Annotated in this window: 21 protein-coding genes; 15 read left to right on the forward strand and 6 right to left on the reverse strand. The window is 73.0% G+C overall.

Annotation, left to right across the window (positions count from 1 at the left end; genetic code table 11):
* Window positions 1-248: 248 nt before the first annotated feature.
* Complete coding sequence (locus DEI99_RS08310) at window positions 249-1,118, reverse strand: hypothetical protein (protein ID WP_181434437.1); 870 nt, start codon at window positions 1,116-1,118, stop codon at window positions 249-251.
* Window positions 1,119-1,156: 38 nt separating this feature from the next.
* On the opposite strand from DEI99_RS08310, the gene DEI99_RS08315 reads away from it, so the two are divergent.
* The gene (locus DEI99_RS08315) at window positions 1,157-1,837 is read left to right on the forward strand and encodes a hypothetical protein (RefSeq protein ID WP_111041797.1); all 681 of its coding nucleotides are present in this window, start codon (window positions 1,157-1,159) and stop codon (window positions 1,835-1,837) included.
* A 23-nt stretch (window positions 1,838-1,860) separates the two neighbouring features.
* Here DEI99_RS08315 and DEI99_RS08320 read toward each other — a convergent pair whose 3' ends face one another.
* The 5 genes from DEI99_RS08320 to DEI99_RS08340 all read right to left on the reverse strand — a co-directional run bounded on the left by DEI99_RS08320 (window position 1,861) and on the right by DEI99_RS08340 (window position 6,450).
* Entirely contained in the window at window positions 1,861-2,784 is a 924-nt protein-coding gene (locus tag DEI99_RS08320; protein ID WP_111041798.1) for a hypothetical protein, read from the reverse strand.
* Window positions 2,785-3,280: 496 nt separating this feature from the next.
* Window positions 3,281-3,658, reverse strand: a complete 378-nt coding sequence (fliW, locus tag DEI99_RS08325) for a flagellar assembly protein FliW (RefSeq protein WP_111041799.1) — start codon at window positions 3,656-3,658, stop codon at window positions 3,281-3,283.
* Window positions 3,655-4,536, reverse strand: coding sequence for a flagellin N-terminal helical domain-containing protein (locus DEI99_RS08330; RefSeq protein WP_146247111.1), 882 nt, complete (start codon window positions 4,534-4,536; stop codon window positions 3,655-3,657). Before DEI99_RS08330 ends, fliW begins: the two co-directional genes overlap by 4 nt.
* 2 nt (window positions 4,537-4,538) lie before the next feature.
* The gene (gene flgK, locus DEI99_RS08335; RefSeq protein WP_181434438.1) at window positions 4,539-5,960 is read right to left on the reverse strand and encodes a flagellar hook-associated protein FlgK; all 1,422 of its coding nucleotides are present in this window, start codon (window positions 5,958-5,960) and stop codon (window positions 4,539-4,541) included.
* A 4-nt stretch (window positions 5,961-5,964) separates the two neighbouring features.
* Entirely contained in the window at window positions 5,965-6,450 is a 486-nt protein-coding gene (locus tag DEI99_RS08340) for a flagellar protein FlgN (RefSeq protein WP_071297247.1), read from the reverse strand.
* A gap of 459 nt (window positions 6,451-6,909) precedes the next feature.
* Between DEI99_RS08340 and DEI99_RS08345 the strand changes: the two genes are divergently transcribed.
* The 14 genes from DEI99_RS08345 to DEI99_RS08410 all read left to right on the forward strand — a co-directional run bounded on the left by DEI99_RS08345 (window position 6,910) and on the right by DEI99_RS08410 (window position 18,681).
* The gene (locus tag DEI99_RS08345) at window positions 6,910-7,728 is read left to right on the forward strand and encodes a sigma-70 family RNA polymerase sigma factor (protein WP_071255110.1); all 819 of its coding nucleotides are present in this window, start codon (window positions 6,910-6,912) and stop codon (window positions 7,726-7,728) included.
* Window positions 7,729-7,847: 119 nt separating this feature from the next.
* Window positions 7,848-8,735, forward strand: coding sequence for a flagellin N-terminal helical domain-containing protein (locus tag DEI99_RS08350; RefSeq protein WP_284180993.1), 888 nt, complete (start codon window positions 7,848-7,850; stop codon window positions 8,733-8,735).
* Between the two features lie 93 nt (window positions 8,736-8,828).
* Window positions 8,829-10,226, forward strand: a complete 1,398-nt coding sequence (gene fliD / locus DEI99_RS08355) for a flagellar filament capping protein FliD (RefSeq protein ID WP_111041803.1) — start codon at window positions 8,829-8,831, stop codon at window positions 10,224-10,226.
* Between the two features lie 10 nt (window positions 10,227-10,236).
* On the forward strand, window positions 10,237-10,707 hold the full coding sequence (gene fliS, locus DEI99_RS08360; RefSeq protein WP_083404599.1) for a flagellar export chaperone FliS: 471 nt from the start codon (window positions 10,237-10,239) through the stop codon (window positions 10,705-10,707).
* Window positions 10,697-11,011, forward strand: a complete 315-nt coding sequence (locus tag DEI99_RS08365) for a hypothetical protein (RefSeq protein ID WP_111041804.1) — start codon at window positions 10,697-10,699, stop codon at window positions 11,009-11,011. The genes fliS and DEI99_RS08365 overlap by 11 nt, the downstream gene beginning before the upstream one ends.
* Window positions 11,012-11,739: 728 nt before the next feature.
* A complete protein-coding gene (locus DEI99_RS08370; RefSeq protein WP_071255122.1) occupies window positions 11,740-12,084 on the forward strand; it encodes a flagellar basal body rod protein FlgB in 345 nt (114 codons plus the stop codon).
* The gene (locus tag DEI99_RS08375; RefSeq protein ID WP_071255124.1) at window positions 12,081-12,476 is read left to right on the forward strand and encodes a flagellar basal body rod protein FlgC; all 396 of its coding nucleotides are present in this window, start codon (window positions 12,081-12,083) and stop codon (window positions 12,474-12,476) included. The genes DEI99_RS08370 and DEI99_RS08375 overlap by 4 nt, the downstream gene beginning before the upstream one ends.
* The gene (gene fliE, locus DEI99_RS08380) at window positions 12,476-12,817 is read left to right on the forward strand and encodes a flagellar hook-basal body complex protein FliE (protein ID WP_111042461.1); all 342 of its coding nucleotides are present in this window, start codon (window positions 12,476-12,478) and stop codon (window positions 12,815-12,817) included. Before DEI99_RS08375 ends, fliE begins: the two co-directional genes overlap by 1 nt.
* Window positions 12,817-14,487 carry a flagellar basal-body MS-ring/collar protein FliF gene (gene fliF, locus DEI99_RS08385; protein ID WP_111042460.1) on the forward strand — a complete coding sequence of 557 codons (1,671 nt, stop codon included), beginning with the start codon at window positions 12,817-12,819 and terminating at the stop codon, window positions 14,485-14,487. Before fliE ends, fliF begins: the two co-directional genes overlap by 1 nt.
* Window positions 14,484-15,533 (forward strand): flagellar motor switch protein FliG, encoded by a 1,050-nt coding sequence (gene fliG, locus DEI99_RS08390; RefSeq protein WP_111042459.1) that lies wholly within the window; start codon window positions 14,484-14,486, stop codon window positions 15,531-15,533. Before fliF ends, fliG begins: the two co-directional genes overlap by 4 nt.
* Window positions 15,526-16,164: a FliH/SctL family protein gene (locus tag DEI99_RS08395; RefSeq protein WP_146247159.1), complete on the forward strand. Its 639-nt coding sequence runs from the start codon at window positions 15,526-15,528 to the stop codon at window positions 16,162-16,164. The genes fliG and DEI99_RS08395 overlap by 8 nt, the downstream gene beginning before the upstream one ends.
* Window positions 16,161-17,504 carry a FliI/YscN family ATPase gene (locus tag DEI99_RS08400; RefSeq protein WP_111042457.1) on the forward strand — a complete coding sequence of 448 codons (1,344 nt, stop codon included), beginning with the start codon at window positions 16,161-16,163 and terminating at the stop codon, window positions 17,502-17,504. Before DEI99_RS08395 ends, DEI99_RS08400 begins: the two co-directional genes overlap by 4 nt.
* A complete protein-coding gene (locus DEI99_RS08405; protein ID WP_111042456.1) occupies window positions 17,504-17,935 on the forward strand; it encodes a flagellar FliJ family protein in 432 nt (143 codons plus the stop codon). Before DEI99_RS08400 ends, DEI99_RS08405 begins: the two co-directional genes overlap by 1 nt.
* A complete protein-coding gene (locus DEI99_RS08410; protein WP_111042455.1) occupies window positions 17,932-18,681 on the forward strand; it encodes a C40 family peptidase in 750 nt (249 codons plus the stop codon). The genes DEI99_RS08405 and DEI99_RS08410 overlap by 4 nt, the downstream gene beginning before the upstream one ends.
* The last annotated feature ends 2 nt before the right edge of the window (window positions 18,682-18,683 follow it).

The following is an 18,683-nucleotide window of genomic DNA, read 5'->3' on the forward strand; positions in this document are numbered from 1 at the left end:
TGTGGCGGCCGTCGTCGCCGGAGTGGCACGTCCGGCGCGCCGGCCGGTGCACGCCCGCTCGGCCCACGCTGAGGGGCGTCGCAGCCCGCGCCGGCCCTCGGGTAGGCTCGAGGGACCACCGACCATTCGAGCGGCTCTGGCTCTGGCTGTGGCAGTGGCAGTGGCTCTGGTCGTAGTCGCGGTCGGTGCGGCGGAGCTGCCCTGCCCGAGTCCGAGTCCGAGCCCGGGGCCGGACGCCGCCGCCGCGGTCAGGCGGCGGGTCGGTCGTCCGGCCAGAGGTCGTCGTCGTGGGCACCACGGGACTTCTTGGACGCCTTGATGGCCTTCCGCGCCTCGCGCTTCGAGCCGGCGACCTCGAGCACGACCGGGAACTGCGCCGGCGGCATGCCGAAGCCCGTCCGCGAGGCCTGGATCACCTTGCGCCCGAGCGCGTGGTTGCCGAGCCCGCCGACGGCCGCTCCGATGCCGAACGGGAGCGCCCGCCCGAGGATCGTCGAACCCTGGCGAGCGGCGAACCGCTTGACGAACTGCGAGCGGACCTGGCCGCCGATGCCGCTGACGACCTGCTTCGGCAACGAGGCGGTGACCATCTCGCCCCAGAACGCCGTCCGCGCCTGACCGCCGGCCGCCTGGCCCGCGAGCTGCTTGATGAGCTGCGTGCCCGGGGCGCCGAGGATCATGGCCATGACGAGCGTGCGGGCGCGCTCCGGGTCGTCGAGCGCGATGCCGTGCACCTCGGTGACCGACTGGGCGAAGAGTGCCGTGGTCTCGAGGAACCCGACGGTCTCCGCACCGCTCAGGCTCAACGCCGCTGCCATCCCGACGCCGGGGATGACCGCACTCGCGCCCACCGCTGCGCCGCCGGTGGTGACGGCCGCCAGGTACTGCCGCTCGAGGATCTGGATCACCTCGGCGGGGGTGGCGTCCGGGCGGCGGCGTCGGATGGCGTTGACGTGGGCGACCACGACCGGGCGCTGCACACTGATCACACGGTCGAGCCACTTGACCCATCCGGTGTTCTCGGCGACCGGGATCTGGTGGTCGTCGTCGGGAGCGGTGGGGACGACCGGAGCGTTCGGCAGCGGCACGATCGCCTGGTTCTTCGGGGCACGAGCCATTCGTTCACCGTACGCCGAGGACGTGGGAGGCTGCCTGGATGGACGACGGCACCGTGAGCACTCCGGCCCTGGACGAGGCACGGCGCACCGCCGGCTTCCGCACGGTGGGGGAGGTCGCCGCACTCGCCCCGCAGGTGCTCGTGCTCGACCCGGCGTCCGTGCTGCTCGGGAGCGGTGCGACGGTCCACCCCGGCGCGGTGCTCCACCCGTCGACGACCCTGGAGACCCGGGACGGCGGGACGATCGTCGTGGAGGCCGGTGCCCGCCTCGGCCCCGGACCGGTCACGGTCGTCGCGCACGGTGCCCACGTCCGGGTCGGTCGCGGTGCCGAGCTCGGGCCGGGACCCGTGACGATCACGGCGTACCGCTCGGAGGTGACCGCCGCGTCGGTGGACACGGTGGACACGGTGGACACGGTGGTCGACGTCGCGATCGGTGCAGCCGCCCGGCTGCGCGGCGGGTGCGTGGTCGAGGCGCCGGCCGACATCGGCGCCGGTGCCCAGGTGCTCGGCTCCGTCTCGCTGCGGAACGTCGTGCTCGCGGCGGGAGGGGACCACCGTGAACCCGACCCGGACCGTCGTGCGGGCGTCGTCAAGGGCACCGGCCGCGTGCACGGCGTGCGGGTCGGCGTCGGCGAGGTCGCCGTGGTGACCGGGGGCGCCACCCGGCCGGAGGTCGAGCGGCAGCGGGCGCACCACCCCGACGCGCCTCGCCGCTGACCGGGACGACGGCTGCGCGTCCGTCATCGGCACGGCACCTCCGCTCGCCGCAGCGCCGTCCGGACCCGGTCGGCCGACGACACGTCCGCGAAGGAGAGCCGGACGACCGTCCGGACCTCGGGGAAGGAGCGGACGAAGTCCTCACGGCGTTTCTCCTGCCAGTGCGCGTCCTCCACGGAGCGACCGGCGAGCATCGCGGGGTCCTCGTACTTCGCGCGGCCGTCGATCTCGACGACGACGCCCTGTGCCGGGAACCAGAAGTCGACGATCGCGCTCTGCGTGCCCGGGCGCCGGAACGGGTGCTGTTGGACGTACTCCGGCGCTGCGAGTTCCCGGCACCGCACGCGGAACAGCGACTCGGCCGGTGATCCGGACAGGGCCGATCCCATGCCGACCGCTGTCGCTGCCTTGGTCCGGGCAGCGGTCAGTGTGGCGACTTCTCCGTCCAGGGCAGCGGCAGTCGTCTTCCGGTTTGCGAGGACGTGGTCGACGACCGGCAGGGCGACCGCGAGCGGCCGGGTCGCTGCGACGTCGACCGCGGTGCGTGGTGCGGTCGTGACGAGCACACCCGCCACGTCGAGCGCCGCCGACGGCGGCCTCGCGAGCACGCCGTGGCGGACGAACCAGCCTGACACCCGCGTGTGCGACGTGGTCGCGTCGAGGACGTGCACCTTCGGCGGGGGAGCACCGAGCATCGGGTAGCCGAGCACGGCCGCTGCAGACTGGTGCGACACCACGTCGCCCGGTCGGAGTCGATGAGCTGCCGCACGCACCAGGAGGTGGTGCCGTTCGGCGGGGTGCAGCCCCGTGAGCGCGCCCGGTCGGACGAGCACGCCGGGCCGGATGCGCTCCAGGACCCCGCGTCGGACGTCACGTTCGAGCGCCCGTCGTTCCGAGGGCGGCAGGCCGGTGGTCCGGATCAGTTCGATGTCGATGGCGCTTGTCACTGCGCCAGCGTCGCCGAACGGGCTCCGCTCGGGGTGGCTCGGCGCCGCTCTGTGGAGAGTCACGCCGACCAGCAGGGGTGTGCAGGAGTGGGGGCACCCGATGCAGGTGCATCAGTCGACAGGACACCAGGTGATCGTCGCGTGGTCAGTCGCCCGATGCGCGTGCATCTGATGCGTGTGCATGTTGCGACCTAGCACGTGACGATCGACGAGCGCATCGTCGCAAAGCGCGTGCTGACCGCTGTCGCCCGCCGCTGCCGCCTGCCGCTGCCGCTCCTGCTCGGCGCCGATCGTCGCCTCTCCGGATCGCCGGCGCCGTCCGATGCACGGGCATCAGTCGACAGGACACGAGGTGATCGTCGCGTGTTCCGTCGCTCGATGCGCGTGCATCTGATGCATGTGCATGTTGCGACCGATCACGTGACGATCGACGCGCGGATCGTCGGAAAGTCGGTGCGAACCGAGCTGCCCGCCGCCGCCCCGCCCGCGCCAGCCCCTACGCCCGCGCCAGCTCCGCCCGCAGCGGCAGGTCGCTGTCCTCCAGGATGACCTGGGCGCCGGCGCCCGTGCGGGCGTTCACGACGATCGGTGCGAGCAGGTTCACGGTGGTGCCCGTCGAGTGCGCGCCGCCGGGGTTCGCCACGACGAGCAGCATGGCGTCGGCGGGATCGGTCAGCGAGAGCCCCGCGGCCTGTTCGTCGGTGAGCTCCGGCGCGTAGGACGGCAGGTGCACCGCGGCGTCGAGCACGAACAAGCGCGAGGAGTCCCCGACCAGCGTGAACAGGCCCTCGGCACCGTCCACCGGGGTCAGGGTGAAGACGTCGGCAGGGGCCAGGCCGAACGGCGGGACGGCGAAGGTCAGGGGGATGCTCATCGGAGGTAGTCCATCAGGGTCGGCTGCAGGACCTTCGCGGTGACGGCGAGGGCTGCCTGGTAGTTGGTCTGCTGCACCTGCAGGTCGAGCACGGCCTTGGCGAGGTCGACGTCCTCGATGCCGGAGCGGCGTCCCTCGAGGGCGACGGTCGCGGTCTTCAGCGAGTCCTGGGCGGCGAGGGCGGTGGCGTGTCGGACGCCGACGTCGGCCTGGGCGCCGCGCACGCTGCTCAGCGCGGCGTCGACGTCGTTGATGCGCGGGTTCACGTTGGTCCCGTTCTGCAGGTCGCTGACGATGGAGTCGATCATCCCGAACACGGACGTCGCACCGGTGCCGAAGACGGCTTCGCCGGAGGTGTCGACGCGCACGGTGCTGCCGTCCCCGACACGTCGCGAGACGGCGGTGCCCGACGCCGCCCACCCCGTCGCGGGGTCGTACGCGGACGCTCCGGTCGACGACCCGGCGAAGACCGAGCGGGTGCCGTAGGTGGTGTTCGCGCGGGCCTCGAGGTCGGCGCGCAGGGACCGGAACTGCGTGACGAACGCGTCGCGGTCGGTCTCGCTCATGGTGCCGGAGTTGGCGGCCTGCACGGTCAGGTCCCGCACGCGGTTGAGCGTCGAGTAGACGCTCGACAGGGCGCTGTCGGTCTGCGCGAGCCACCCGACGGCGTCGTCGGCGTTCCGCGTGTACTGCGCGGTGGCGGCCTGTTCCTTGCGGACCTGCATCGCCGACGCGGTGCCGCTCGGGTCGTCCGACGGCTTCTGGATCGCCTGCAGCGTCGTCGCCTGCTCGGTGAGCTGCGCGACGCGTGCGGCACCGGCCTGCAGCCGGTCCGCGGCCGCGGCCATCGACATCTGGGTGGTCACCCGGGTGATCACGATCACGCCCTCCCGACGAGTCCGGTGCGGTTGATGATGGTGTCGAGCATCTCGTCGACGGCCGTCAGGACACGTGCCGCGCCCTGGTAGGCGTGCTGGTAGGTCAGCAGGGCCACGTTCTCCTCGTCGAGGTCGACGCCGGCGCTCGACTGCTGCTGCGCGCGTGCGTTGGTCAGGGCGAGCCCGGTGAGCGTCGACTCCGTCGCGGCCGACCGGGAGGCGGTGCCCACCCCCGCCACGAACGTCGCCCAGGTGCGGTCGGCGCCGTCCGACGCCGCCCCGAGTCGCGAGAGCGCGTCGGCGAACGAGTCGTCGAGCTGCCCCGCTGCGTTCCGCGTCGCCAGGCCGCCGGCGTCGGTCGGCACGACGGTGAGGCCCTGCGCGGCGGGCACCCCGGCGGTGATCGCGAAGAACGGGGCGCCGGTCGCGCCGTCCGGAGTGGTGCCGGTGGCGTGCACGGCGTTCACCGCGGTGGCGAGCTGCGTCGCGACGGCGTCGTAGGCGGCCGAGGCCTCGGCGAGTGCACCGCCGGTGCCGGTGCCGGACGTCGGCGCGAGGACGGCGAGGGCGCCGCCGATCGAGCCGCCGGACAGCGCGACCGCGCCGCCGGAGCCGGATGTCCAGGACAGGGTCACGGCGGCGCCGTCGGCGAGCCGCGTCCCACCGCCGAGCGCCACCGCACGGGCGTCGGTGCCCTGCACGAGCGGGTTGCCGCCGAGGAGCACGTCGACGGTGCCGTCGGCGTTCGTGCGGGTGGTCCCGCCGGCGAGCGTGGCGATCTGCTCGGTGAGCTGGTCGCGCTGGTTCATGAGCTCGTTCGCCGAGCCCCCGGACGCGACGGCGGTGCGGATGCGTCCGTTCAGGTCGGCGACCTGCTTCGCGGCGTCGTTGAGCTGCGCGACCTGTCCGGTCACGGTCCCGCGGACCGAGGACCACTGGGCGTCGACGGCCTTCGACCCGGTCGCGAGCACCGAGGCGACCGTCGCGGCGGCGGCGAGCACGGTGCTGGCGGCTCCAGGGTCGTCCGGGTGGCTCGCGAGCTGCCCCCACGACGACCAGAACAGGTCGAGCTTCGCGCTCAGCCCGTCCGAGCCGGGTTCGTGCAGGCCGGTCTCCAGGGCGCTCAGGGCGCTCGCGCGGGCCCCGGCGTAGGCCGACGAGCCGGCGGCGACGCGGACGCCGGCGTCGAGGGTGAGCGAGGCGAGCCGGGCGATGCCGTCGACGGACACGCCCTGTCCGGCGAGGGCGGCGGTGCCGCGCACGAAGCCGGTCTGCGGCGCCGGGACCGAGGTCTGGGTGATGCGCTGTCGCGTGTACCCGGCGGTGCCGGCGTTCGCGATGTTCTGCCCGGTGACGTCGAGTCCGGCGCGGGCGGCTGCGAGGCCGGAGTACGCGGTGGCGAGGGATCCGAAGGTGCTGACCACGGTGCTACAGGGTCCCCTCGAACAGGCGGGCGCCGTCGGTGCCGGAGCCCGACGAGCCGCTCGCATCGTACGTGGCTGCACCCGTCACGGTCCCGGCGAGGGTCTCCTCGGTGGCCTGGGCGGCGGTGCGCAGGAACCGGTCGTTCTCGTCGCGGAGGGCCGCGATCTGCGTCGTCAGCTCGACCATCGCGGCGAGGTGCGCGGCGAGGATCTCGCCCCACGGGCCGCTCGGTGCGGCGGCGACGACCTCGCGCAGGGGAGCGTCGGCGGGGACGCCCCACTCCTCGGCCACCTCGGCGCTCGACGCGGCGCGCTCGAGCCCGGTGCTGCGCAGACGGTCGAGGACCTGCTCGACCTCGCGGCTGGCGTGCGACACCCAACGGGACCGCCCGGCGGAGAGCAGCAGCTGCTCCTCCTCGAGCTTGAAGGTGAGCAGCTCGAGCAGTTCGCGTTCGCGCCAGAGCACGGCGGACAGGTCGTTCACGGTCATCAGCTCCTCCCAGGGTGCGGGTCTCGTCGTGGGCCGCAGGTCGGTCCGGGGTCGTTCCCCGGTCCGTCATCCTGCGGACACCACGACCTATCGACGCCCGTGGGCCGACCGTAAGCGCGGGCCGCCGGAGTACACCCCGACACCGTCGTCACGGGGTACCGGTGCGACCACGACGGGGGACAAGAACGTCGGTTCTCCACCCGATGTCCTCCCAAATGCCGACCGCTCGAGGGGCCCCGGACCCCCGCACTGGGGACGGTGCGGGACCTGTGCGGCGCGCGTCCACCCGATACATTCAGAAACGCACCGCGGGGGACACCCCGCACCGCGTGTCCCGAGCGCGGCGTGTACCACCCGGACGGATCCGGGGGGTTCTTCGGCGTACGCACCGGCCATCCGAGGCCGGCGTCCGTCGCGCCCAGGGACGGGTCGAACTCAGCAGCTCGATCGAGGGACAGCATGGACCGCACCGAACGCAACGCGATGATCGTGGAGCACCTGCCGCTCGTCGGCTACATCGTCGCCGACGTCCGCTCCCGTGCCACGCACCTGGACCGCGACGACCTCGCCGCCGTCGGTTCCCTCGCCCTCGTCGCCGCTGCGGACGCGTTCGACCCCACGCTCGGCGTGCCCTTCGGCGCGTACGCCCGCACCCGGGTCACCGGCGCGATCGCCGACGACATGCGCTCCGCTGACTGGGCGTCCCGCGGCACCCGGAAGCGGATCCGCGAGACGCTCGCCACGCAGGAGGCCCTGTCCGCACGGCTCGGCCGGAGCGTGGGCGTGCAGGAGATCGCCGACGCGATGGGCGTCGACCGGCAGGCAGCCGCCGACGCGATGAGCGATGCCGCGCGCACCGTCGCCCCGCTCGACGAGACCGTCCACGACCTCGTGGCCGCCGAGCTCCCGCTGCCCGGCGACGACCTGCTCGAGACCGAGAAGCGCCGCTACCTCGTCGCCGCCGTGCAGGCGCTGCCCGAGCGGATGCGCTTCATCGTCGAGGCCGTCTACTTCGGCGACCGGACCGTCACCGACGTCGCGACCGAGCTCGGCATCACGCACTCGGCCGTCTCGCAGCAGCGCTCCGAGGCGATGCGGCTGCTCCGCGACGGACTCTCCGCGCACTACGGCGACGGTGGCCCGGCCCCGGAGCACGCGTCGCGGACCACCGCGGCCCGGCGCAGCGCCTACTTGGCACGCGTCGCGACGAACGCCGCCGCAGGGGTGGCCCGGGCCGTGCACGACGCGGCGTCCGGGCCGGCCGTGGCGGCGAGCTGAGACGTCGGCAGGAAGAAATCCCGCCGATCCCCTAACGACTCCCGGCACCCGGTCGAGAGTCATCCATGTCAGCCCACGGACGGGCAGACGCACGACCCAGATTCACGGAGGAACACACCATGGGTATGTCCATCAACACCAACCTCTCGGCACTCAACACGTACCGGAACCTCAACGCGACGCAGAACGACCTGTCGAAGTCCCTCGAGAAGCTCTCGACCGGTCTCCGCATCAACCGTGCTGCCGACGACGCTGCCGGTCTGTCGATCTCCGAGGGGCTGAAGTCCCAGGTCGGTGGCCTCACGGTCGCCGCCCGCAACGCGCAGGACGGCATCTCCGTCGTGCAGACCGCTGAAGGTGGCCTCACCGAGACCCACTCGATCCTCCAGCGCATGCGCGACCTGGCCGTCCAGGCCGGCAACGACTCGAACAACGAGGACTCGCGCAAGGCGATCGAGACCGAGGTCGGCCAGCTCCAGAAGGAGCTCGGCCGCATCGCGGACTCGACCAACTTCAACGGGATCAAGCTGCTCGACGGCAAGGCCGGCTCCGACGCCGACGGGAAGCTCCGCTTCCAGGTCGGTGCGAACGGCGACGCGCAGAGCCAGATCACGGTGGACCTGGCGGGTGCCAACGTCACGACCATCGCGTCGGCACTCACGACGAACACCTACGCCGAGGACGGCACCGTCGACGAGGCGGGCAAGATCAAGTTCGACTCGGCCGCCAACGCCCAGCTGGCGATCACCGAGATCGACAAGCAGATCAAGTCCGTCTCGGAGGCTCGTTCGAACCTCGGTGCGGTCCAGAACCGCTTCGACCACGCCATCAACGTGACGAACGTGGCCAAGGAGAACCTCACCGCTGCCGGTTCGCGCATCACCGACGTCGACATGGCGCAGGAGATGGTCAAGTACACGCGCGACAACATCCTGAGCCAGGCCGGCACCTCGATGCTCGCACAGGCGAACCAGAGCACGCAGGGCGTGCTCTCGCTCCTGCGCTAGCACCCCTGACGCCGCTCACCGGGACCGTTCGGGTTCCCCGGTGGGCGGCGTCGTCCGCATCCGACCCCCACCGCACACCGGCAGGAGCCATCGATGTCGTCCGTCTCCTCGGCGAACAGCCTGGCCATCGACGGCCTCGTCAGCGGGCTGAAGACCACCGACCTCATCAACTCGCTGATGAGCGTCGAGGCCGTCCCGCAGACGCTGCTGAAGTCGAAGCTCGCGAGCACGAACTCGTTCATCTCGTCGCTGCAGACGATCAACTCGCTCGTGCAGACCCTGGCGACCAGAGCCACCGCGGCCCAGAAGACGAGCTCGCTCGACGTCTTCACCGCGACGAGCTCGACGCCGACGGTCAGTGTCGTCGCGGGACCCACCGCGGCGAAGGGCTCGATCGACTTCACCGTCGGCACGACCGCCGCCGCTCAGGTCGGGGTGACCGCAGCGATGGCGACCTGGTCGTCCGCCGCCGAGCCGATCGCGATCGTCGGCGCCGGCGGCAAGCAGACCACCGTCACGCCCGCCTCCGGGTCGCTCGACGACGCGGTCTCGGCCGTCAACGCAGCCGCCGCGGGGGTGACCGCGACCAAGGTGTCGGCCGGCACCGACGCCGACGGCACCAAGCTCTACCGCCTGCAGCTCACGTCGACGTCGACGGGTGCTGCCGGCGCATTCTCGCTGTACCGCGGCAGCGGCGCGGACGTCACCGCCGGCACCGCGACGGACGTGTTCGCGCAGCCCGGGGCCGCTGTCGTCACGTCGGCCCGCGACGCGAGCGTGACGCTCTGGGCCGGCACCGCGGCGGCGCAGACCGTCACGAGCGCCACGAACACCTTCACCGGACTGCTCCCCGGCGTCGACGTCACGGTGACGAAGCCGTCGACGGACCCGGTGACGATCACGGTCGCGCAGGACACGACGAAGGCGCAGGCCGTGGCCTCCGGTCTCGTCGACGCGCTCAACGCGATCACGAGCTACTACGGCACGAACACCGCCGTGACGAGCACGACGAGTGCGACCACCGGCACGACGACCACGAAGGCCGGGGTGCTCACCGGCGACGCGACGACCCGCGACGTCGTGCAGCGTCTCACGAGCACCATGTCGGCGCCGATCGGCGGGAAGTCGCCGTCGTCCATCGGGATCGTCATCCAGAAGGACGGCACCTTCACGTTCGATCCGGACGCCTTCCAGAAGGCCCTGACCACCGACCCGCAGGGCACCCAGGCGGTGCTCTCCGGGGTGGCCGCGAACGTCGGCGCCGCCGCGACCGCCGCGTCCGACAAGTACAACGGGTCGATCACGACCTCGATCACCGGCCAGCAGTCGATCGCGAAGGACCTCAACACCCAGATCGACACCTGGTCCGACCGCTTGACCCGCCGTCGGGCGACCCTGCAGGCGCAGTACTCGGCCCTCGAGACGAGCCTCAGCAAACTCCAGTCCCAGTCCAGCTGGCTCACCAGCCAGCTGGCGTCGACGTCGAGCTGACGGGAACACCATGACCTTCGACCTCCAGGCAGCCGCGTTCCGCCAGGCCGCCCAGCCCCGCTCGGTGACCGACCAGCGCCGCGCCCAGTACACGAACGAGGCCGTGCTCTCCGCGACGCCGGCCCAGCTCGTCACGATGCTGTACGACCGGCTGCTGCTCGACCTGCACCGCGCCGAAGCCGCCCAGACCACCGCCGACTGGGAGGCCGCCCGCGAGCAGCTCCTGCACGCCCAGGCCATCGTCGGCGAGCTGTCCTCGACCCTGCGCATCGACGTGTGGGACGGCGGCGAGGGCCTGCTGGCGATCTACAACTACGCCTCGACCTCGCTCATCACCGCGAACGTGCACCGCGACGTGCAGGCCACGCGCGACTGCATCCGCATCCTCGAGCCGCTCCGGCAGTCCTGGCACGAGGCCGCCGCCTCGCTGCCGGCCACCGCAGCACCGCAGGCGACCGGCGGGGCGCTCGGTGTCGCCTGACCTCGTCACCGACCGCGCCGCATGGGAGGCCCTGCTCACCTCCTTGGAGCAGGACGCGGCCGGGCAGACGGCTGGCCCGGTGGCCGGCCCGACGGCCGTGACCGACTGGTCGGAGCCGACCGGTCTGGGACCGATCCCGCGTGATCTGGTGGGGCGGGCCTCCCGACTGCTCGCGGCGCAGCGCGACCGCCTGGCCGTGCTCGAGGCCGACCGTCGGGCGACGCTCGAGCACCTCGGTGCGCTCCGCGCCGTCGACGCGACGCGGGAGCCCCGCGGTTCCGTGTACCTCGACGCCTCGGCCTGACCGCTCCGCCGCGACACGGTCGAGGTCGTGCGACAGCGACCTCGTCGTCGGACAGCGCTCGTCCGGCGACGTCCGGCATCCCGCGCTCGGCACAGCAACCGGCAGTGCGACGACGTCGACGTCGTCGGACAGCGACCTCGTCGGACGACAGCGGACGGCCCGCATCGACGAACGGCCCGCGTCACAGCTCGGCGCACGGCGTACGGCGGCGTGCACGGGCCCCACGGCGGTACGACCGCGACATCGTCGACGTCGTCCGACAGCGACCTCGTCGTGCGACAGCGCGCGGCCGACGCCCGCCGGACGTGTGCGACTCGGCACGGCGCACGGCGCACGGCGTACGGCGTACGGCGGCGTTCACACGGCCAACGGCTGCATGACCGCGACATCGTCGACGTCGTCCGACAGCGACCTCGTCGTGCGACAGCGCGCGGCCGATCCCCGTCGGACGGGTGCGACAAGACCGACGTCGTGCGACAGCGATCTCGTCGCACCACAGCGACCGCGGCCGCGCAGCCCCGACCCGCGCAGCCCCGACCGCACACCACCCGACCCGCACCTGCACCCACCCCCACCCCCGTTCGGGGCGACGCCTAACGCGGCACTCGACGGGCTCCGATAGCGCCCTCCGAGCACGGATCGCTCACCAGTTCGGCCACGGATCGGCCACCACCGCACGGCGACGTCGCACCACTCCCGCGACCCGCCATGACGAGGGGACCACTCCTGTGTTCGATTCCGTGACGAGCGTCGCGCTGCAGAGCGCACTCGACGGCCTGTCGATGCGCCAGCGCGTGATCGCGAACAACATCGCGAACATCAACACCCCCGGGTACCACGCCGAGAAGGTCCGGTTCGAGGACACCCTGGCGCAGTCGATCGTCGACGGTGACGGCCACGTCGCCCCGACCACCACGCGGAGCCTCGAGCCGACGAACACGAACGGCAACAACGTCGACCTCGACGAGGAGACGTTGTCGAACGTCGACACGGTGCTGCGGTACCAGTTCGCGACGCAGGCGGTCGGTGGCGAGGCCACGGCCCTGCGTGCGGCGATGCGGACGAACTCGTGACGACCTTCGACGCGATCGGCATCGCGAGCACCGGTCTGACCGTGCACCGGAAGTGGCTCGACGCGATCTCCGACAACATCGCCAACGCCAACACGGTGAAGTCGATGGACGACACCGCATTCCAGGCCCGCTACGTCGAGGTCCAGGAGGGCAACGGCGTCTCCGGCGCGTACGTGAAGGGCGCCGCGTTCGGCAGCGCCGCCGGCCGGGTGACCTACGACCCGGACAACCCGCTCGCGAACGACGAGGGCTACGTCCGCATGCCGGACATCGACCTCGGCACGCAGATGGCGGACCTCATCATGGCCCAGCGCGGCTACCAGGCGAACGCCGCCGTGGTCGACCGTGCGAAGACCGCCTACGAGGCGGCCCTGCAGATCGGGAAGAACTGATGCCCATCGACGCCGTGAACGGTGTGACCACCAACGCGATGACGAACGCCCTGACCAGCGTCTCCGGCACGTCGAGCGACAGCACGACGACCGGCGCGGCCGGCGCGACCGGCACCGGCGGCAGCGGCTTCGCCGCGAGCCTGACCGGCGCCGTCGACGGGCTGCAGGCGCTGCAGTCCGACTCGAAGACGCTGGCGCTCAAGGCCGTCACCGGCAACCTCGACGACATCCACGACGCGACCATCGCCGCCACCCGCGCGCAGGTCACGCTCGAGCTCGTCGCCGCCGTCCGCAACAAGGGTGTGGACGCGTTCAACGAGATCATGAGGATGCAGGCCTGATGCCCGTCGCCGTCAAGAACGTGCTCGCGCGCCTCGGCGCCTACGTCAAGGGCTTCTCCGCCGCGCAGCGCACCATCGCGATCCTCGTCGTCGCGGCCCTCGTGCTCGGCGGGATCGCCCTGGCGTCGTGGCTCGGCAAGGCGTCCTACGCGCCGCTGTTCACCGGACTCGCCGCCGCCGACGCCAGCTCGATCACGGACCAGCTGCAGACCGACGGTGTGCCGTTCCAGCTCACCGACGGCGGGGCCACGATCCTCGTGCCGCAGGCGCAGGTGTACTCGGAGCGCCTCAAGGCCGCGTCGAACGGCCTGCCGTCGTCGAACGAGGGCGGGTACTCGCTGCTCGACCAGATGGGCGTGACGAGCTCGGAGTTCCAGCAGGACGTCACGTACAAGCGCGCGATCGAGGGCGAACTCGCCAAGACCATCGGTGCGATGGACGGCGTGCAGACCGCGACCGTGCAGCTCGCGATCCCGGAGAAGTCCGTGTTCGTGTCCGAGGAGAAGGACCCGACGGCGTCGGTGTTCATCGCGCCGGAGAACGGCACGCAGCTGACGAGCGACCAGGTGCAGGCCATCGTGCACCTGACGAGCGCCGCGGTCGAGGGCATGCAGCCCACCGACGTCTCGGTCGTCGACGCGAAGGGCCAGACGCTCTCCGCCGTCGGCACCGGCGCGACCGGCAGCGGCGCCGACCGGGCCGCCGACTACGACGCCGCGACGAGCAAGAAGATCCAGGACCAGCTCGACACCACGCTCGGCGTCGGGAACGCCAGCGTCGTCGTGTCCGCGACGATGAACCAGGAGTCCGGCACCCGCACGTCGGAGAGCTACGCGACGCCGACCTCGGGTCCGGTCGCGCTCAACGAGTCGAGCTCGACCGAGGAGTACGGCGCCGGGTCCGGCGCCGGCCGCGGGGCGACGGGCGTGCTCGGACCGGACAACATCGCCGTCCCGAACGGCGACGGCGCCGACGGCACCGGCGACGACGGCTACAAGAACGACTCGGCGACGAAGAACAACGCCGTCGACCACACCACCGAGACCACGCAGATCCCGGCGGGCGCGCTCAGCCGGCAGACCATCTCGGTCGCGCTCAACGCGAAGGCCGACGCCGTGCAGAACGCGAACCTGCAGAGCATCAACGACATGGTGGCCGCCGCCGCCGGCGTCGACCCCGCCCGGGGCGACCAGGTGAAGGTCGCGATGATGGACTTCGACACCAGCGCGAAGGACGAGGCCGCCAAGGCGCTCGAGGCGCAGCAGCAGGCCGACCAGCAGGAGGCCCTCTGGTCGACCATCCGCACGGCGGCGATCGTCATCGGTGTCATCCTCGCGGTCATCGCTCTCGGCGTGGTGCTCGCCCGCCGCAGCCGCAAGCAGGAGCGCGAGGCCGTCGACCTCGGCGAGCTCGACGCCTTCGCCGGCGACACCTTCCAGCTGCCCCTGGCGGTCGACGGTGCGCCGGACCTCGCGACGCTCGGTGCCGGGGACGCCCCGACGGCCGTCCTCTCGGCGATGCCGGCAGGCGACGCCCCGACCGAGGTGCTCCGCACCGAGGACATCACCGCCGAGCGCCGCCGGCAGGACATCTCCGCCCTCGCCGAGCGCGACCCGAAGCGCACGGCCGAGCTCCTCCGCGGGCTCCTCGACGACCGGGCGGGCGTGTGAGCCTCGTCCCGATCGGCGGCGGCTCCGGCCCGCAGGCCGAGCGCACGCTCTCCGGCGCCCAGAAGGTCGCCCTCATCCTCATGCAGATGGAGACCGACCGCGCCGCCGAGGTGATGAAGCAGTTCACCGAGCTCGAGGCCGAGGAGATCTCGGCCGAGATCGTCCGGATGCGCCGCGTCGACGACAGCGTCGTCGACCAGACGATGTCCGAGTTCCACCGGCTCACGACGAGCGGGCGGCTGCAGAAGCGCGGCGGCAAGGACACGGCGCTCGGCCTGCTCGAGGCGTCCTTCGGCGCCGAGCGCGCCGCGGGCGTCATGGACCGGCTCGCCTCGAACCTGGCCGGCCAGTCGTTCGACTTCCTCGACGACGCCGAGCCCGGCCAGGTCATCAGCCTGCTCGAGGGCGAGCTGCCGCAGACCATCGCCCTCGTCCTGGCGCACCTCGCGCCCGGACAGGCCAGCGCCGTGCTCGCCGGCGTCGACGACCGGGTCCGGACCGACGTCGCGCAGGCGTTCGCGACCATGGGCAGCGCCACCCCGGAGGCGGTCGGCATCGTCGCCGGGGTCCTCCGGCAGCGCGCCGGCGCCGTCGTGTCGCCGCGCGAGAGCGTCGAGGTCGTCGGGGGCATCGCGCCGCTCGTCGACATCATCAACCGCTCCGACGTCGCCACCGAGAAGGCCGTGCTCGACGGGCTCGAGGCCCGCGACCCGGAGCTCGCCGAGGACATCCGCTCGCGCATGCTCACCTTCGAGGACATCGTCAAGCTCGAGGCCCGCGACATCCAGCAGGTCCTGCGCGGCATCGACTCGAAGCTCCTCGCCACCGCGATGAAGGGCGCCGCCGGCCCGGTCGTCGAGACCATCCGCGCGAACGTCTCCGAACGCAACCGCTCGCTCCTCGACGACGAGCTGCAGGCCATGGGGCCGGTGCGTGTCTCGCAGGTCGAGGAAGCACGCGCCGAGGTCGTCCGCTCCGTGCGCGAGCTCGAGGCCCAGGGCGTCGTGACCGTGCACCGCGCCGAGGAGGACGAGCTCGTTGACTGACACCACGACCGTGCAGCGCGTCGCCTTCCCCGTGATCGGGGACCCGGCCGGCCGCGAACGCGCCACGAGTGCGGACGTGCGCGGGCACGCCGCCGGCTACACCGCCGGGCTGCGCGCCGCGCAGGCCGAGACCGACGCGCTGCGCGCCCGGCTCGAGGCCGAGCACACCGCCCGGGTCGCCGCGCTGCAGGCGGACACCGCCCGCCGCGTCGCCGTCCTCGACGCCGCGGCGACCGCGCTGCTGTCCCGCGTCGCGCCCGTCCTCGACGACGCCGAGGCGTCCGTCGCCAGCGCGGCCCTCGACCTGGCCGAGGCCGTCGTCGGGTACGCGATCCGTGCCTCCCGGCCCGCCGACACGACGGGGGCCGGCGAGGAGGCGGAGATCGCCGCCGGCGCGCACGCCACCGTCGAGCGGGCGCTCGCGTCCGTCGACCGCACGGTCGCCGTGGCGGTCCGGCTGAGCGTCGGCGACGCGGCCCGCGTGGCCGACCTCGACCTGCCGGTCCCGGTCGTCGCCGACCCGGCGCTGCACGACGGCGACGCCGTCGTCGACCTGCCGGACGGACTGCTCGACGCACGGATCGCGACGGCGCTCGACCGCGCCCGCACCGCGCTGGAGGGCGACCGGTGACCGCGACCCTGCTCCGTCCCCGCGGCCTCGACGACGCCCTCCGCCTCGCCGTCCCGCAGCGGGTCGGCGTCGTGACGAGCGCCGTCGGCCTCGGCCTGACCGTCGCGGGCCTCGAGGCCTCCGTCGGCGAGGTCGTCCTCGTCGGGCCCGAGGACGGCGAGCAGACCGCCGTCGAGGTCGTCGCCACCGACGGTTCGGGCGTGCGCTGCATGCCCCTCGGCCGCCTGACCGGCGTCACCACCGGCACCCCGGCGCGCCCGACCGGCCGCCCCGTGCTCGTGCCGACCGGCGCCGGACTGTTCGGCCGGGTGCTCGACGGCCTCGGCCGACCGATCGACGGCCGCGGGCCGCTGACGGCTCCGGACGGCGGGCCGGTCGCGCTCGTGCCGCTCGACCACGCCACCCCGGACGCGATGGCCCGCACCCGCATCGACACCCCGATGCAGCTCGGCGTGCGCGTGCTCGACACCCTGACCACGGTCGGTCGCGGACAGCGCATGGGCTTGTTCGCCGGCTCCGGCGTCGGCAAGTCGTCGCTGCTGTCGATGATCGCGCGCGGGAGCGACGCGGCCGTCAACGTCATCGCACTCGTCGGCGAGCGCGGTCGCGAGGTCCGTGAGTTCCTCGAGGACGACCTCGGCGCCGAGGGGCTCGCCCGCTCGATCGTCGTCGTCTCGACCTCGGACGAGCCCGCCCTCATGCGCCTGCGCGCCGCGTTCGTCGCGACCCGGATCGCCGAGTCGTTCCGCGACGCCGGCCAGGACGTCGTGCTCATGATGGACTCGCTCACCCGCGTCGCGATGGCGCAGCGCGAGATCGGCCTGTCGGTGGGGGAGCCGCCGGCGACCCGGGGCTACCCGCCGTCGACCTTCTCGGTGCTCGCCGGGCTGCTCGAACGCGCCGGGACGGACCGGGTCGGCAGCATCACGGGCATGTACACGGTGCTCGTCGACGGCGACGACCACAACGAACCGATCGCGGACGCGGCCCGCAGCATCCTGGACGGGCACGTCGTGCTCGACCGCAAGCTCGCGATCACCGGACACTTCCCGTCGGTCGACGCCCTCGGGTCGGTCTCGCGCGTCGCGTCGAAGGTCACCGACCCGGCGCAGCGCGCCGCCGCGACGACGCTCCGGAAGGTCATGGCCGCGCGCCGCGCCGCCCAGGACCTGCTCGACGTCGGCGCCTACCAGCGCGGGACGAACCCCCTCGTGGACGCAGCGGTGGACCACCAGGGCGCGATCGACGCGTTCCTGCAGCAGGGCATGGACGAGCGGGCCACGGCGTCGTCGTCGTGGCAGCGGCTCGGCGGCCTCGTGCAGCAGCTGGGGGTGGCGTGATGGCCCGCCGCTTCCCACTCGCCGGGCTCCTGCGCCTGCGGCACGCCGAACAGGACCGTGCCGCGGCGTCGCTCGCCACCGCGAACGAGCGGGTGCGCGACGCCGCCGACGCCCGGATCGCCGCCCGTCGCAGCCTGGCCGACACCGAGGGCACGCAGCCGATCCAGGACGCCGCCACCCTGAGCGCCGTCGCCGCGGCCCGCGCCGCGACCCGGGGGATGCTCGAGGAGCTCGACGCCGTCGTCCGCACCCGTCAGGCCGACGCCGACCACGCCCAGCAGGCGTACACCGCCGCGCGCCGCGCTGCGGTCGGCCTCGAGAAGCTCGAGGGCAAGCACGTCGAACAGCAGGCAGCCGAGGAGCTCCGCGTCGAACAGGACGCCCTCGACGAGATCGCGGCACGCCGCCGCACGGAAGGTGGTGCTCGGTGAGCGTCGAGGCCGTGCTCTCCCGGATCTCCGAGATCCGGTCCCAGATCGACTCCCTGCGGGGGACGCCGGCCGTCGCGCCGTCCTCGACCGCCGGGTCGTCGTCCACCGCCGCGTCGTCGAGCGCCTTCGCCGACGCGCTGGCGACCGCGACCGACGGCGGGGCCGGCGCGGGTGTCGGGTCGACCGCCGCGGGTCCGGCCGCCGCCACCGCGACCAGGACCCCGGCGACCTCGGTCGACGCGGGCAAGGACACCCTGGCCACCGGCAGCGGCGCCACCGGGTCCGACGTGGTGGCCGACGCGAAGAAGTACCTCGGCGTGCCGTACGTGTTCGGCGGCACGACCACGTCGGGGATGGACTGCTCGGGCCTCGTGCAGACGGTCTTCAAGGACCTCGGCGTCACGATGCCCCGGGTCGTGCCGGACCAGGCACGGATGGGCGTCGAGGTCGGCTCCCTGCGCGACGCGCAGCCCGGCGACCTCATCGTGCCGAAGGGCGAGCAGCACGTCGTCATCTACGTCGGCGACGGGAAGGTGCTGCACGCGCCGCGCCCCGGCAAGGACGTCCGGATCGTCGACAACTGGTACTCCGACGCCGACATCGCGACCATCCGCCGCATCGTCCCCGCACAGCCGTCCGCCGCGACGGCAGCGACGGCAGCGACCGCGGGCACCGCGGCGCGGAGCGCCACCGACCTGCAGACCGCCGCGCTGCTGTCCATGATGCAGTCCGGGAGCGCCGCTTGAGC

Source organism: Curtobacterium sp. MCLR17_036 (genome assembly GCF_003234445.2).
Classification (GTDB): domain Bacteria; phylum Actinomycetota; class Actinomycetes; order Actinomycetales; family Microbacteriaceae; genus Curtobacterium.